At 32.3% G+C, this 17,612-nt stretch carries 7 protein-coding genes; all 7 read right to left on the bottom strand.

Annotated features, from left to right (window positions below; genetic code table 11):
• Positions 1 to 295 precede the first annotated feature (295 nt).
• A complete protein-coding gene (locus tag ACXAHM_RS07495) occupies positions 296 to 4,480 on the bottom strand; it encodes a hybrid sensor histidine kinase/response regulator transcription factor (RefSeq protein WP_474959796.1) in 4,185 nt (1,394 codons plus the stop codon).
• Between the two features lie 334 nt (positions 4,481 to 4,814).
• Entirely contained in the window at positions 4,815 to 6,428 is a 1,614-nt protein-coding gene (locus ACXAHM_RS07490) for a carbohydrate binding domain-containing protein (RefSeq protein ID WP_474959795.1), read from the bottom strand.
• 84 nt (positions 6,429 to 6,512) lie between these two features.
• On the bottom strand, positions 6,513 to 8,273 hold the full coding sequence (locus tag ACXAHM_RS07485; RefSeq protein ID WP_474959794.1) for a RagB/SusD family nutrient uptake outer membrane protein: 1,761 nt from the start codon (positions 8,271 to 8,273) through the stop codon (positions 6,513 to 6,515).
• A gap of 18 nt (positions 8,274 to 8,291) precedes the next feature.
• Positions 8,292 to 11,342 (bottom strand): SusC/RagA family TonB-linked outer membrane protein, encoded by a 3,051-nt coding sequence (locus tag ACXAHM_RS07480; RefSeq protein ID WP_474959793.1) that lies wholly within the window; start codon positions 11,340 to 11,342, stop codon positions 8,292 to 8,294.
• A gap of 703 nt (positions 11,343 to 12,045) precedes the next feature.
• Complete coding sequence (locus tag ACXAHM_RS07475; protein WP_474959792.1) at positions 12,046 to 13,587, bottom strand: alpha-L-fucosidase; 1,542 nt, start codon at positions 13,585 to 13,587, stop codon at positions 12,046 to 12,048.
• 309 nt (positions 13,588 to 13,896) lie between these two features.
• Positions 13,897 to 15,477 (bottom strand): sulfatase family protein, encoded by a 1,581-nt coding sequence (locus ACXAHM_RS07470; RefSeq protein ID WP_474959791.1) that lies wholly within the window; start codon positions 15,475 to 15,477, stop codon positions 13,897 to 13,899.
• A gap of 173 nt (positions 15,478 to 15,650) precedes the next feature.
• The gene (locus tag ACXAHM_RS07465) at positions 15,651 to 17,489 is read right to left on the bottom strand and encodes a sulfatase-like hydrolase/transferase (RefSeq protein WP_474959790.1); all 1,839 of its coding nucleotides are present in this window, start codon (positions 17,487 to 17,489) and stop codon (positions 15,651 to 15,653) included.
• Between the last annotated feature and the right edge of the window lie 123 nt (positions 17,490 to 17,612).

Here is a 17,612-nt window from a genome sequence, read left to right as displayed (position 1 = left end):
ATCAGCTAATGTAGCAACTTTAGGAGGGGTATATAGTAGGGAAAGACTACTAAATAAGGGGGGATTTTTGATTCATTTTGTTTCCTTCTTCATTTGTAAGGAAAAGCACCTCCTCTAACTAGTTACTAAGTATCAATATTTTATAAAATAACGTTATTAGTTTCTACTAAGAATAGATTGTATGTAATAGATTTTAGTTTTTTAATAAATGTTTGAAGTAGGATGGATTAAATCCAACGGTACTCATCTAGATGAAAAAGAAGAGTACCGTTGATAACTTAGTTGATAGGATGGATTAAAGATTTTCTTCAAGTTCTAAATCTTCCTCTCCTTCATGAACACCATCTTTTAGATAGTGTGATGGTGGAACACCAAATTCTTTTTTGAAGCAGTTTCTAAAGTATTTTAAATCTTTAAAACCAACTTCATAAGTAACATCACTTACACTATATCGACCTAATTTTAGCATCTGTGCTGCTCTTTTAAGTCTAATATTTCTGATAAAGCCTTTGGCCGTTTGTCCTGTTAATGCTTTTAATTTTTGATTCAACCTCAATGGAGTTGCTCCATATTCTAAAGCTAATTTTTCTACCGTAAAATCAGAATCTGAAATGTTATCCTCCACGATACTGACTAATCGATTTAAGAATTTTTCATCAATTGAAGTAAACGTAATTTCACTTGGTTGAACATCAATTCCTGTTCTAAAACGCTTTTGTTGATTATTTCTATTCTCAATCAAAGCGTGAATTCTTGCAAGTAATACGTCTGAATTAAATGGTTTAGTGACATAAGCATCAACCCCGTATTCATATCCTTTTAGTTTACTTACTTCAGAATTTTTTGCAGTCAGTAAAATAATGGGTAAGTGGCACAATTGACTATCTTCACGTATTTTTTTGGTCAATTCATAACCATCTAAAATAGGCATCATTATATCTGATAAAACAAGGTTTGGCATTACCTCTTTTGCTAGACTCAATCCTTTTTCTCCATCTTCAGCCAAATAAACATCATAATTTTCTTCTAATAACGATTGTAAAAGCTCTCGGATAGAACGGTTATCATCAATTACCACAATTTTTGGTTTATTAGAACTATTGACATATTCCTCTTCTGGAGTCATTGTTTCTATCGTTTCCACTACTTCTTCACAGATTTCAGCCTCATTATAATTTTCTATAGTCAATGGAAATTCTAAATAGAATGTAGTACCCTGATTTACTTCACTTTCCAGTCGTATAGTACCATTATGTAATTCCACAAGGCTCTTTGTAAAGGCTAGTCCAATACCTGTCCCTCTATTTTTTGCCTTCTTCATGTTATCCACCTGATAAAAAGGATTAAAGATATTCTGTTGTTTTTCTTTTGAAATACCTATTCCTGTATCTTTTAGAATAAACTGTACTTTGTCATCAACTTTTTTCAAAGACAAATTGATTTCTCCTTCATAAGTGTATTTGAAAGCATTCGATAAGAGATTGTATAAGATTTTCTCTAGCTTATCATTATCCATAAATCCGTGAATATCTTGCCCGCCAGTATCTAACGTGAAATTAATATTCTCATGCTCTGCAAATTCCTTAAAGGAATGGTAAACTTGTTCTACAAATGTATTCCAATTACCTCTTACAAGTTTTAGTTTCATCTTTCCTTGGTCAACTTTTCTGAAATCAAGCAATTGGTTGACAAGTCTCATAAGATGCTGAACATTTCTATAAATTAATTGGTAAGATTTTTCTTTTTCATGCTCAGAAAGATTTCTACCTCTTTTGATTAGTTGTTCAATTGGTGTATGAATTAAAGTCAATGGAGTCCTCAACTCGTGGGAGATATTTGTGAAAAATTGCAATTTCAATTGACTTAAATCTTCCAATTTTTCTCTTTCAAATTTAGCCATTTCAAGTTGACTTTTCTTTCTGGCAGTAATGATTGAGTACCTAGAGAAAAAGACTAACAATACAATAAGCAAGATGAAATAAATACCTTTTGCCCACCATGTCAACCACCAAGGTGGCAATACTTGAATTTGTAAGGTTAGCATATTAGGATTCCAAATATTGTCACCATTAGCACCTTTTACTTGCAGGGTATAATTCCCTGGTGAAAGGTTGGTATACTTTGCTTCTCTTTGTAAAACATCTGCAGTTACCCATTGATCATCAAAACCGATTAATCTATACTTATAGTTATTATTTAATGGTGCACCATAATGTAAATAGGCAAACTTAACTGAGAAGCTATTTTGATTATAGAGTAACTTAATCTGATCAGTCTCTGAAATAGAACGCTTTAAAATAACATTATCATCTAGTGGAACATTAGGGTCTATTGTAGAATTGAGAACATTTAATTCTGTAAACACAAGGTCAGATATCGTATTATCATCTACAATTTCATGAGGATGGAAAACATTGATACCATTTACACCACCAAAAAATAATTCTCCTGTTTTACCTTTGAATGCTGCTAATTCACTAAACTCATTATCCTGTAAGCCATCACTCACATCATAATTTTTCACCTTTCTACTTTTCAAATTAATTTTTGAAAGTCCTTTATTTGTTGAGACCCATATGTTGTTATAATTATCTTCTAATATAGCTTTAATAACATTACTTGCTAGTCCATCATTGGTTGTAAAATGATCAAACTTAACTTTGTTTATATTACTAAGATCAGTGATAATATTCAGACCTCCTCCCATCGTTCCAGTCCAAATTTCTCCATTTGAAGCTTCGAACACTGGAATAACATAATTATAACTCAGGCTACTTTCTTCTTCAGAATTTTGGAATAATTTTATTTCTGGCTTTTCTTTTAATTTTTCTTCACTAGAAACAAAGCATAATCCTTTTCGAGTACCCAACCATAAGTTTCCTTTAGAATCCAAAAGAATATTTCGAATAATTTCGATTACCTCACCCGTCTCTTTTTCATCTACTAATTCCAATTTTGACCATTGCACATTTCCTTTTTTATCTTTTACACCTTTTAGTAGGCCTCCTCCATAAGATCCCATCCAGATTAATGAGTCATTTTCTGGTTGAATGTAAAATGAGGCATTGTTATGGTCCGAGGGATGAAATTCTTTGTTTAAATTGGGAAAACCACTTTTCATTTGCTTTTTATTGTTGAAAGCAACTGATTTAAAAGGATAACCAACACCCAGTATTACTTCATCATTCCATTCATTGATACTGTAAACAATGTTTTGGGCATGGTCTGTATTACTAACTGTCATCGCTTCAAAACCTGTTTGGAAATCTTTTTTACCCCAATCTTTTAATAGATTAATACCACCTCCTTCAGTTCCTACCCAAAGCTGTTGAAATTTATCCTGATAGATAGAACGTACTTTATTGTAACTTAAACTTCCTTCTCTATGACTTCTCTTAATGTGCTTAAACTTCTTTGCTCGAGGATTGTATTTATAAATACCACCACCATTTGTACCAATCCATAGAACTCCAATATTATCTTCTAATAAAGAAGTGATGATATTAAAGTTTAATACATCTATGTTATCATTATTGTAATTTTGAACTACATCTAATGTTTTATCGTAGATGTTAGGTTCTATTTTGTATAAACCGTTTGTTGTACCAGCCCAAATTTTTTCTGATTGATCTTTTACTAAAAGAGTAGATCTTAACTTATTCTTTTTCGTAAATTTATAATCATTCCCGTTAATTTTTAACTGAAAAATTCCATCATAAAAACAAACTAATATATCTCCTTTATGCTCTAATAAACCGAATACATTATTATTTTTCTTTCTAATATAAGGTCTAAATTTTCCAAAATTAACTTCATTTTTTGATGGTATATATTCTTGTAAACCTTTATTTGTAGCTACCCATAAAGTTCCTTTTGTATCAACATACAGATTGGTAATATGATTTGAGAGAAGACTTTTTTTGTTGTGAGGATTATGATAAAATTTATTGACTTCAATTTCTTCTTTGTCTAAATATTTTTTTCGAATGACGTTGAGTCCTTTTGTATTACCGAACCATAAATTTCCTTTTTGGTCAATCACCATTTTAGATACAATGTTATCGGTAAACAAATCAGGGTTGTCTTTACATTTATAGAAAGTCTTGAATATTCCAGTATAAGGATTATAACGAATTAATCCTGCATCAGCTGTGCCTATCCATAAATTACCATAACCATCTTCTACGATTCTGTTGATTAAATTTGATGGTACATTATGGGTATCCATTTTAAAGTTTTTAAACTCATATCCATCAAAACTAGAAAACCCGTTGTTCGTACCAATCCATATCAAACCTTTGCTATCTTGAAAGATACAATTGATATCATTTTGTGCTAAACCATCTTTTGTAGAATAATTCTGAAAATTGATCTCATGGTTTTGTCCAATTACTACAGTAGTAAATAAATTGAGTAAGAGTAAAAAAATCAGCTTGAAGTATTTCAAGTAGTGTAAAGTTGATAATTGTTTTGTCATCATTTCAATTCTGTTGTTCTCTTAGTTATTTCATTTCACAGGGTGTAAATTAAAGAATACACCTCCAATTTCCAATGCACAAGGAGACATAAAACAATTTGACCCCTATAATTCTCACTAGTAAACACCTTTTTATTAAAATTAAATATTTCTATCTGTCCATTTATATAATTTTAGTAAATGGTGCTTTTATTAAAATTAGCTATTTAAAGTACTTTAAATAATACAATTAAGTATATTTGTTAGTAAACATAAATGAAGATGTTTACCATAAATAAAAAAGTCAGTTACCCTCATCAAGGATAACTGACTTTTTAGTAATAATTTAATCTATTTTCTATTCAGTTGGTCTGAAGTTCTCTTTTGCTATTAAAGAGAAGTCATCAACATAGATTGTACCTTCATTTTTAATTCTAAGAGTAATATAAATTGCTTCATCTGCATTAGCTGTCCATTCTTTTTCAATAGTGGTCCATTCGCCAGGAGTAAATGAGGCTATTGATTGCCAGAATTGCTTATTACCACTTGGTTTTGCTATCCAAGGTGCTACAAATGGCAATGAACTTCCAGGTTCTACATATACCTTATAACTAAATATGTATGTTTTGCCAGCTTCTACTGTTACAGCAGCAGTCAACGGATTACTTTGAGCATGTGTCCAATCAGAAGAAGTTGAAACCATTTTCATACTATATGTTCCTGAAGCTGCTTGTTCTGTTGATTTAAAATCTAATTCACCAAAGTTATCAGGGTGAGCTTCCCAATAAGTATCTTGACTTTCTTCAAAACCATAAATCATTTTTGGAAGAATATTAGGATCATACATGTTCACTGTCAAACCGTCAAAAGCTTCTGACTGACGTGAATCTGTTGATTCTAATCCACCAGAATAAGACACTACAATTACATCATCAGAGAAAGTTTCATCAGATAATGTCAATTCAATAATTGTTTTGTCTGTAGCACTTAAACTTACATCACTTACGTTTGCACTATTTCCATTTATCGTTACTGTAAATAAATCTTTTGCACCTGAAGCTAAATTAGTGAATTCTCCATTAAATGGGATCAGGATAGTTTTTTCTTGCGTTTGTTGAACTAACCCTTGTTGTAAGAATGGTTTAGAAGATGGTATTACTTTAATTGGCACTGGAAATTTATAAAATTCCGAATCTGGAGGTATATTTTCTCCTGATCTACTTACTGATAAAGTAACACTTGCTAAACCTAATTTTTTGAAAGTAGGCATGATTGTTTGAGCAGAGTATTTATCACCTGCAATAGTCCATGTTCTCGTATCTGGTTCACCTATTACACTGACATCTGAAAACTCTAAAACATCACCTGCTTCTACATAAATTGTATCTGTATTCTCCAGGTCAATAAGCTCCATCATGTTAGTATCAACATTCATTTGCTTTACTTCAACTGCAACTTGAATTGTATCAAAAACTTTCACCATAAACGTGGTATCAAATACCCAAAATCCATCTTCAAAAACAGAAGCAACAGTATCAACTCCTTTAAAAGAAACGGAATCATTAAAGGTATTTCTAAGATTGATTTCATAGAGACCATCTTTACTTCCTTCCTCAAAATATACATGAATTGACTTTTCTGAAGATGTAGAATCTTCTGTATCCATGATGAAATCTGTATAATCATCATCATTTCTACTGATATTTCCATCTAAAAATTTAGCATTCGAAGGAATTGTCCATTTATGCTCTACAGTATTTTGGGATAAGTCGGAGAAGGAAATAAAATCATTCACTCCAATAAATAATGCATCTACAGTATCTCCATCCATAACCACAAAGGTATTATTTTGGAAATCACTATTGATAAATGCAATGTCCGAAAACTGATTTGGTTCGATATAGTCATTATTACAAGAGAATGTCATTAGTGAGGACATTACAAGTAATAAATTGATTAATTTCTTTTTCATTTCTTTATACTTTTTCTTCTTATAAAGGATCTGAATTTATTCAATAAATGAGGGCAAAACTATGTGAGCATTACCCTCATTTGCCTAATTAATATTTGGATTGGCTGTAATTTCAGAGTTAGGTATTGGCCAATAAGCATGAACTGCATCATTGTAATTCAATACTGCCTCTTGGAAATCTTGTAATGTTGGAGAACCCGGAGGAACAACTTCACCATCACCCATTTTCATCAATTGAGCAGAGAACCTAGTCACACTTTTACCTTCAGAATCTATAAAAGTGTAAGGTAATGTCGTGTATACTTCTTGAGATAACTCTTCAAAACGTGATTTAGTAATACCCCATCTTCTTAAGTCAAAATAACGAATGGCGTGGCCTTCAACAGACAATTCAAGAGGTCTCTCAATATACATAAGGTGGTCCAGTAACATTTGTGGAGAATAATCCACTTCATCATGACTTGCCGAAGGATATTCACTACTAGTAGAACGGCCTATTAGTTGTAATGCTGAACGATGTCTTACTTTATTGATATATCTCATTGCGGCATCTAAATCTCCTGTCATGATCTTACATTCTGCATACATTAAGAAGATATCAGCCAAACGAATTAATCTTACATTGATACCTGAACGCTGAGTTGGTTGAATATCTTTCTCATTGGTAACTGTTTCCCAGTTCGTATGCTTTCTATAGTAAGCATATTCTTTATTATTAAATCGAGCTGATTCTCCCGGGTGATATCCATAATATGTAGAGTAATCATCATCAGCCAATGCAATTGAAGAAGAAGTTCTTATTGAGAATTTTCTTAATACAAGGTTACCGTCTTCATTTTCAATCCAATTCCTAGTATCATTTACATCTACAGGATCATTTCTATAAGCATTTGTAATCCAAAGACTTGGAATGATAGCTCTAAAACCACCTACAGGGCTAAATGCAAAATTTAGATTGGTAGAAGATTGCTCTTCATCCCACAGTGTTACTTCAGATTTGTAGTCAAGTGAGTAATTTACTTCTAGAATAGATTCAGGATTAAATTCTCCAGCCTCACTAAAATTATCATTGATATGTGCAGCTAATGCATAACCATAATTATTGATTACATCTTCAAAGTATACTTCCGCTTGAGCAAATTCTTCAGCATATAAATGTACTTTACCTAAGATAGCAGCTGCAGCTCCTTTTGTAACTTTACCATTATAATCTTCACTCCAAGAAACAGGTAAGTTTTCATATCCGAACATTAAATCATCCATAAAAAACTCTTTTACGGCACTAGCACTTTGCAAAGGAGCATAAAAGTCTTCTTCATTTTGAGGTACTTCTTCATAAATAATAACGCTACCATTATTGAATGAATTGTAAAGATAAAAGTAGAACATACCTCTCAAAAATCTTGCTTGTGCTAAGATTTCCATCGCAGTTGCTTGTTGTTCTTCCGTTGTTAACGTTGGCGCTACTTCATCGTATGCTTTAATTACTTGGTTTGCTCTAAATATACCTTTGTATAGAGCATCCCATTTTTGATTAGGAACCTGCGATGCATCATTGAATACTTGATTATAGTATTGTGCAAAAGGATTGTTAGGATTGGGTCTACCGAATCCAGGGTAAGCTAAATCCGATCTAGCACTCTCTGCTTGAATAGAAGTAATATTCTGATTTTTGAAAGAGTTATATACTGCTACTAAACCCATTTCCAGATCATTATTGTCTTTCCAAAAACTGTCTGTAGACATTTCGTTAGGATTGACTTTCTCTAGAAAGTTTTCACAGGATGCCAAAGGAAGAGCTGCAACCATCCATAAGGCTATATATTTTGAAAATTTATTTCTCATTTTTGTTGTACTTTTCAATTAGAAATCAAGTTGAACACCAAGTCTATATGATGCACTGATTGGATAGTTTCCTTTATCAATACCTCTTGTATTTAGACCATCATTACCTACTTCAGGATCGAAACCAGTATAGTTTGTTATCGTCCAAATATTTTGACCTGCTACATACATTTTGAAACGGTCAACACCAATTGGTTTTGTCCATTTGTTAGGGAAAGTATAACCGATTGACAAGTTTCTAAGTCTTGCATAAGAGCCATCTTCTACCCAAAAATCTGTATATCCTCTGTAGTTTTCATGATCTCTACCTCTATTCGCTGGGATTTCTGAATTCACATTAGCAGATGACCATTGGTATACCATGTCTTGGTGCGTTCCATATTTGTAAGTAAATGCTCTACTACCATTTAAAACTTCACCTCCAATTGCAGCATACCATTGCATAGCAAAATCAAATCCTTTATATTTTGCTGAGAAATTTAATCCTAACTCAAAATCTGGCATACCACTACCACTATATACTCTATCTTCATTTGTAATATCACCATCTCCATTTTGATCTACATATTTAAGATCTCCTAGTTTAGCTGTTGAAGCAAATACTGGCATTGATTCTTTATAAGCAGATAATTCTTCTGGTGTAGATATAACTCCATCAGTTTGTATTAAGAAAAAGGCTCCCGCTTCATATCCTTCAGCTAAAACAGATACTTTATCTTCATTTGGAACTCCGTCTACAACAGTACTTCTATCTAAGTATGATACTTTGTTAGATCCTGACATTTTAGTCACTACATTTTCATTTTTAGAGTAAACTCCACCTACTGACCATTCAAAACCATCCTTACCGACATGACGATAATTAGCCGTAAACTCTATTCCTGAGTTTTTCATATTACCTACATTCAATACTACTGTCGAATTTTGACCAGCACCAGTTGAAGGTGAAAGCAATACAGGGAATAACATATCTTCTTTTCTAGTGTTATAATAATCAGCTGTTAAAGTTAATTTGTTATTAAAGAAGCCTAAGTCTACACCAATGTTATCTTGAATTGTTGTTTCCCATTGTACATTTTCGTTTGCAAAAGAAGTCTGAGTAGCTCCATATTGTAAATTATTACCAAATACATAATCTTTTGTTAAACTAATTGTAGCTGCATTACTATAGTCTAAGAACCTTTGATTACCGGTAGTACCATGACTAGCTCTGATTTTAAAACCATTCATAACATCTGTAAAATCACTAAAGAATGGTTCTTGATCAATATTCCATCCTACAGATACTGAAGGGAATAGACCCCATCTTGTAGATTCAGCAAAACGAGATGAACCATCTCTACGTGCACTCACACTTAATAAGTATCTATTTTTGTAATCATATTGAACTCGACCTAAGAAACCAATTAAACTGTTTGATCTATTTTGATTCCATCCTTTACCAATTCCAGCATCAGGGTCTGCTGTACCACCACCTAAGTTAGGTATATCATTGCTAATTAAATCGTAAATTCTACCATAGAAAGAAGAGTAGTTATATTCTTCCATTGACATTAGTAATAAACCTCTAATCTGATGTCCTTTAAATTTCTTATTGAAATTCAATGAGTTTTCCCAAATCCAGTTTTTACTTGTCTCACTTTGGTTATATACTCCTGAACGTTGGTTCATTGGAATCACATCACCATCAAAATCATAAGCAATAAACAGAGGGTTTATTCTTTCTCTAGTATTGTCTGTAAAACCACCACCAATTCTAGATACAAATTTCAAACTCTTTGTAATTTCATATTGAGCTCTCAAATTGTAGTTAAAGTGATGGCCATTTCTTACATCTGATTGCTTTAATTTATACATCAAATTACCAAGGTTTACCGCTTCTTGGCTTGATTTTCCGCCACCGTTTTCAATCACATCTTGATCAGGATCAATTTCTCTTTGGAATGGCTTGTATTTAAACGCCTCCAATAAAAGTTGATATGGTGGGAATTCTCTTTCCTCAATTCTAAAACCTAAACCAGTATTAATTGTCCATCTTTTCTTTTTAAAGGTTGTATTTGCTCTTACGTTCATTCGCTCGTAAGATGAATTAATAATTGTACCTTCTTGTTTGAAGAAAGTACCTACAACATTGTAGGTTAGATTACCTTTACCACCAGAAATACTCAAACTATGATTTTGAATCGGTGCATAATCATTTTGAATGACATCTTCGATATTTGTATCGTTAGTAAAGTCATATCTATTTTGTTGTAATTGAGACCAAGTCTCATCAATTGCTGTATTATTTTGATGACTTTTCATGATAAAATGATTATACATGTAATCTTCGAAGTTCATCAAAGGAATATCAGACGTAATTTTTTGGAAACCAATGTAACTATCTAATGATAATTTCATTTGTCCCTTTTTACCCGTTTTCGTTGTAATCAAAATTACACCACCTGCACCCCTTGTACCATAAATTGATGCTGAAGCTGCATCTTTTAAGATCGTCAACGACTCAATCTCATTAGGACTAATCTGTGGATCATTGTTGTATGGGATACCATCTACCACAAATAAAGGAGAATTTGAACCTGTTACAGAACTTAATCCTCTAATTTGAATGTTTGATGCAGCTCCTGGCTCTCCAGAACTAGCTTGAACATTTACACCTGCTACTTGGCCTTGCAATGCTGTACCAATATCAGCTGTAGGTGTTTGCGTTAAAGTTTCTGAATCTACAACTCCAACTGCTCCAATTACTTCTTTCTTGTCAATTTCGCCATATCCGATAACGACAATTTCATCAAGAGCTTTTGTATCTTCCTTCATAGTTATGTTGATCGTAGAACGACCTCCAAGTTCTATTACTTGTGTTTTGATACCAATAGCTGAAAATTCAATTTTTACATTCTTATTCGGAACGTTTAATTTGAACTTACCATCAAAATCTGTGTAAGTACCTGAAGTTGTATTTTCGATTACAACATTTACTCCAGGTAACGGACTGTCCTTTTCGTCAACTACACGACCACTTATTGTTATATCTTGTGCCTGTAATTGAAAAGAAAGCAATAAGAGCATTAGGGTGAAAACCCGTTGATGCTTACTAGTGTGTAAGCCTCTTTTTAATAATTCAATCATTTTGCTTAGAAGGTTTAAAAAATTCACTTTCTAGTTAGTAGTCCAAAGGTAGATAAGATCTCTTTTATAAGTGTGTGTTAAACACCTTAGAAAAAGAGGGTGAAATTATATCACCATCATATTCTTAAGTATTTAGTGAAGTGTTTACTAAATGTCCCCCATATAGTGTATTCTTCATCATTAATACTCAATATAGAGAAAGAACTAGGTGAAATAACGTTAAATAGAAGGGTGATTTTTTAATAAAAAGTAATTATTCATCAATAAAAAGTCTGTTTATGTAAAAATTTATTTTCAAAAAAATAGCTAATACATTGATAATAAATGCTTAAAAAATTAGCTGTTAAAAATACAATTATAAATATAGAGAAATAAAATAAGATTGCTTTAAAATATTTTAAGAGTGTGTGAAAAAAACAAAAAAAACACCCCCTATAACATAGTGATTTATTTCAAATATTTGCCTATTTCATGCATTGTGAAATACCAACTAATTTGTCTTAAACAGTCCATATTTTTAATAACATAGTTCTTAAATAAAACAATAAAATTAATGCATTTAAAAAAATTGTACAACAAAAAAAAGAGGAGCTTACAAATTGTAAGTTCCTCTATTATATTTCAAAATATTACTATTTCCAATTTAATATATCGCTAAATTATTTTGCTCGAATGTTACTTCAAATACAAATGCGTGTTCACAAGGTTTTTCTTTTGGAAGTGTTACCTCTAGACCTTTATTACCTCTTTTCCACTTTAAGTTCTCTTCAATACCAAGAAGTTTTACACTTTTGATTGATACTTCCTGACCTAAATACTTTGTATTTTCTTTTAATGAAGGTATTACAACTTTACCATTTGAAGCCCAGTCCATTGAGATTGCAAATAGCTTATTATCTTTAGTAGTATATCTAAAGTCATCTGCAGTAAGGTCTTTATTTTCACCTTCTGTATGATGTCCTGTCGCTACTCTCGTAGGTCCTTCCCCATAAATCTTCCATGGTCTTGAACCATAAATTGCTTCACCATTTACATTAAGCCATTCCCCAATTTCCATCAAAATCGCAACTTGATCTTCAGGAATAGTACCATCTGCTTTGGGTCCAACATTCAAGAGTAAACATCCATTTTTACTAACAATGTCTACCAAGTCATCAATGATCGTATTTGTATCCTTTGATTCCCAGTTTTTTACATAACCCCAAGAATTTTTACCAATAGAAGTATCAGTTTGCCAAACATCCTCTCGAATATCAGACATTTTTCCTCTTTCTATATCTAAAACATGTGCCCCTTCTGGGAAAGTTACTTTTTTGAAATTCTTCGTTTGTAACACAACTTCTTTGTTCCATTCAATGCCTTTATTATAGTAATAAGCTGCCATTTTTGGATGATAAGGCATAAACTCTTCTCTATCTATATAGAAATCAAACCAAAGAATATCAGGCTGATAGTTATCAATGATATCTACAGTTCTTTCCCACCAATGATTTAAAAATTCTTGATCAGCAGGCGCATAATGTTCATGATCTCTTCCATATAAATCAGCATATTGTGGATCAGAAGTGTCAAAACCTTCTTTATGTGTGAAATAATTCCAGTTGAATGCATAGTGTGAGGAGGCACCAATTTTCATATTTCTTTTTCTTGCCTCAGTTGTCAATTCACCAAGAATGTCTTTCTTTGGTCCCATATCAACTGAATTCCATCGTGTATGATTTGATTTATACATCGCAAATCCATCATGGTGTTCTGCAACTGGAACAATATATTTAGCACCAGACTTTTCAAATATGTCTATCCAATTTTTAGCATTAAAATTCTCCCCCTTAAACATCGGAATAAAATCTTTATAACCAAATTTATCTAGGCTTCCGAAGTTTTTCACATGAAAATCATGCATGTCAGAAGCAAACTCTTTTTTGACATTACCATTTGGGTCCCATTGTATACTGTCCATATACATTAGCCTTGGATACCATTCAGAACCATACTCTGGTACTGCATAGGCTCCCCAATGTATAAAGATTCCTAACTTTGCATCCTGAAACCATTTTGGTGGTTCATATTGTTGAATAGATTCCCAATTTTCTTCAAAAATCTTTTCTGATTTGTTCGTATTTTCTCTTTGGATTGAACAAGCAGCACACAAAGCTGCAATTAAGATAATATATACCCTTTTCATATTAATTTCTTTAAAATTTTAACATGCTTATGAGCGATAGTTAAAGCTATTTCAATGTGTTGAGTTCTTTCTATTTTTGATAAATCTAAGTTAATCAACCCTTCTGGAATCATGAGGGAATTTTGATTAAGAATAAAGGGGTGATAATTATAAATCTTATTAAAACATCCCTTTTTGATACTAATGAGCATGTTTTAGAAGGAATACAACTCATGAGTATTTTATAAATAGTATAATTATTTTGATAAAAAAACACCTCATTCTTTAACGTAAAAGAATAAGGTGTTTTGAAAAAAAGTAAGTTTGAAGTTAGCTCTTCCAATTTTCTTCAATTACTTCGGCTAAAGCAGGGTAATTTTTATCTTCCTCATTATACTCTTGCCTTAATCGAATAATTTCTGCTTTTAATTCTTCAACAACTTCTGCATATTCAGGATTTCCGTATACATTATTCATTTCCTGTGGATCTTTTTCTAAATCGTAAAGTTCCCATCCTGGAGGTGTCTCAAAATTATAATCTTGTCCCCAATCTTTTTGGTGATTATCAGGATCATAATGTTTTCCATAAAAGAAAATCAGCTTATGTTTTTTTGTCCTTACACCTAAATGAGCAGGATTTGCATGTTTATGTGCCATATGCATCCAATATCTATAATAGGTAGATTTTCTCCAACCTTCTGGTTCTTGTCCTGTTTCTAAGATAGATTTGAATGAATTTCCTTGCATTTTTTGAGGTACAACTCCTTCAGCCAATGAAATCATTGTAGGGGCAAAATCAGTATTATTAATGATAGCATTAGTTCTAATCCCTTTTTTGAATTTTTTTGGGTAATGTACAATAAAAGGCATTCGCATTGACTCTTCATACATCCACCTTTTATCTTGGTAGTCATGTTCACCAAGCATCATACCTTGATCTCCAGTATAAATAATAATTGTATTGTCCAACTCTCCACTTGCCTCAAGATGATCAAGTATTCTTTTTATATTATCATCTACTCCTTTTACACATCTAAGGTATCTTTTTAGGTATTCTTGATACGATGCATGTGTGTAAGCATTTCCTTTTAATTCTTTATCTACACCTAAATCTTTCCCCATATCCCTTGTGTAATTACGTTTTGAGATAGAAGAACCTATTTTATGAATCAGCTGATCATTTTCTCCCCTTGTCGCTACAGAGCCATGATTCCCTTGATTATATAAGCTTTCAGGTTCCGGAATATTGACATCTGCAAGATAATCTTCATATCTTGGAGCATATTTAAAGAAGTCATGTGGTGCTTTAAAATGATGCATCAAAAAGAAGGGCTTCTCTTTTTCCTTCCTATTGTTCAACCATTCTAATGAAATATCTGTAATGATATCCGAAGAATGTCCTTCATATTTCACAGTATTCTTAGGCCAATTTTGCTCTCCTCTTTCTCTAAAAACAGGGTCGAAATATTTTCCTTGTACTGGCAAAACTTTGTAATAATCAAAAGCAGCAGGTTCTTTTTTGAGGTGCCATTTCCCAATCATTGCCGTCTCATATCCTGCTTTTTTCATTTCTTGAGGTAAGTATTGCTTTTCAGGTGAGATGCTACCATTTAGATCCAATACGCCATTTGTTTGTGAATACTGCCCTGTGATAATTGTTGCTCTAGAAGGTGTACAAATTGCATTTGTACAAAAAGCGTTATCAAAAATAATCCCTTCCTTTGCCAATTGATCAATTGTTGGCGTAGGATTTAATTTAGCAAGACGACTTCCATATACTCCAATAGCTTGAGTAGTATGATCGTCGGACATTATATATAGTATATTTGGTTTTTTAGCTTCTTCTTTTTGTAAAGAGCAAGATGAAGAAATCGCCCAAATGAAGAGTAATAATCCATACCATTTATTCATTCGCATAGTTATAATTGATTAAGTTCTATTATTAGTGTTCAAGGGCAATTAACCTTATAAACTCATTTCATAAAAGTCTAAATATAGCCATATTCAAGTCAACCCCTAATAAAATAAGTGTTTATACCCTCTATAATTTTATTTTAATGATTAATAAATTGACGACTTTTAAATTACTGTTCAATTTGTAATTGATAATCATGTGCACCTTCTGCAAAATTACTTTCAAAGATTTCTACACCATCCGCTTTTTTACCCCAATTCACTTCTACTCTACCATCACCTAATACAACATCTATGAGTTTCTTTTTCAAAAGCATTGCTATAGATCTATATTCTTTCTCAAAGGCTAAATTAATCTTCTCTTTGGGATCTTTTGAAGTATGATAAAGACTTGGGTCTAATGCTTCGTAGCTTGCAGTAAGTGCCCATTCTAGATCTTTTCCCCTATTTTTATGAGGTCTCGTTTTAATGGAAAATACATAATCCTTTGTTCTAATAAATGCTCTTGGCCCCGTCACTGCATGATTTTCACCAACGACATAATCTCTAAAAATAACTTCACCTCCTGTTACTTTTGCAAGATCAAAACCATCTAAGTAATTATATTTTTCGTTGTCTAATTTTGCTCCTCCAGCTGATAATATAGTTGGTGCAATGTCTACAAACTCTGTGAATTCTTTTACTACTTTTCCAGCTGGAAACTGCTTTTTATCAGACGAAACTACAATGATTGGATTATGCGTATCAATATCCCATGAGGTAAACTTTGATACCGCTCCATGATCATTCAACTTCCAACCATGATCGCCACATACATAAACAATGATCCATTCCTGATTATTTTTTTCACTATAATCTATAAAAGCATCTACCGCTTGTCCAATTAATTCATCTCCATAAGCACTAAATGCAAAGTAATCTTGAATCATACTTTGTTTTTGTTCATCTGTAAAATGGTTGGTGTAACTCATCTTGACTTGCTTTTTCTCTTGTTCAGACATCGTCGCCAATTCTTTTTCATCAAATTGAGGCACTTTATATTTCAATTTTTTAAATCGATCTCTGTAAGATTTTGGTGGTAAGACTGGGGTGTGAGGAAAATCAAATCCTATATGACAAAAAAGTGGTTTATTTCGATCCACTCCTTCAAAAGTTCTACTACCAATAGTATAAGTATCATCTTCATTTTTAAGATATTCTTCTAAAATTGATGCATATACTCCGTCTCTTGTTTTACCAGCAGGTTGAGGACTTTCTCCTGCTAAAATCAATGGATTAAATGGAGATTCAGGACCTTTCTTTTCATTATACATTCTCAAAAGGTCAAATTCCTTGTATACTTTAGCTGCAGATCCTGCATACTCTGGTCTCATTTCTTCCAATGCACGAGAAGTATATCTTCGATTTCCCTCTTGATCCACAAAAAACTCCAAAGATTTTATAGTTTTAGGTAATTTCTCTCCATCTATTTTAGTTGTCCAACTTTTCCCCCAATCCGTTAAATTATCTTTTCTTAAACCATGAAAATCTATTTCTGTTTGATAAATTTTGTGTTGTTTTACCTCACCATTTTTTAGTGTTCTAATTCTCACACCCAGCTTTCCAATATGAACTGTTTGATACCCCAATTCCTGCATCTGTTCAGGTAAAGTTGCTTTAAAATGAGGAGCTTTGTTATTATAATATTCAAACTCATATACTCCTGATCGAAATGGATATCTACCAAGATGCATGGATGTCCTAGAGGGTGCACATGCTGCTGCCTGACAATAAGTGTTGATAAATGTTGTACCACTGTTTGCTAATTTATCTACATTTGGCGATTCTGTATACCCCAATTCACTATGTTCTCTATCATGAAGTATTCGATTAAATGCATTAACTGTATCATAACGTTGATCATCTGTAAGCAACCATAGTATATTGGGTTGATTTTGAGCATAATTTTCTTGTGTATTAAATGCTATTAAAACTGAGATGATTATTAATCTTTTTATAAAAAATTCCATGAGTATTATCGATACTTATTTATACTGTTTTGAAGCTGAGAGATTACTTTATCTATCTTTTTTTAATTTATTAATTTCGTTTCAATTATGTCTTGGTGATACCTTTCAAAAAGGGGGGCATTT

This window comes from Flammeovirga sp. AWQ4_249 (assembly GCF_056161045.1).
Note: the sequence above shows the minus strand (reverse complement) of the source record. Positions and strands in the feature narration are given on the sequence as shown.

Excerpts from the sequence above, each read along its gene's own strand:
- ACXAHM_RS07480 (WP_474959793.1), bottom strand. The coding sequence starts at position 11,342 with ATGCTCTTATTGCTTTCTTTTCAATTACAGGCACAAGATATAACAATA.
- ACXAHM_RS07475 (WP_474959792.1), bottom strand. The coding sequence starts at position 13,587 with ATGAAAAGGGTATATATTATCTTAATTGCAGCTTTGTGTGCTGCTTGT.
- ACXAHM_RS07490 (WP_474959795.1), bottom strand. The coding sequence starts at position 6,428 with ATGAAAAAGAAATTAATCAATTTATTACTTGTAATGTCCTCACTAATG.
- ACXAHM_RS07470 (WP_474959791.1), bottom strand. The coding sequence starts at position 15,477 with ATGAATAAATGGTATGGATTATTACTCTTCATTTGGGCGATTTCTTCA.
- ACXAHM_RS07485 (WP_474959794.1), bottom strand. The coding sequence starts at position 8,273 with ATGAGAAATAAATTTTCAAAATATATAGCCTTATGGATGGTTGCAGCT.
- ACXAHM_RS07495 (WP_474959796.1), bottom strand. The coding sequence starts at position 4,480 with ATGATGACAAAACAATTATCAACTTTACACTACTTGAAATACTTCAAG.
- ACXAHM_RS07465 (WP_474959790.1), bottom strand. The coding sequence starts at position 17,489 with ATGGAATTTTTTATAAAAAGATTAATAATCATCTCAGTTTTAATAGCA.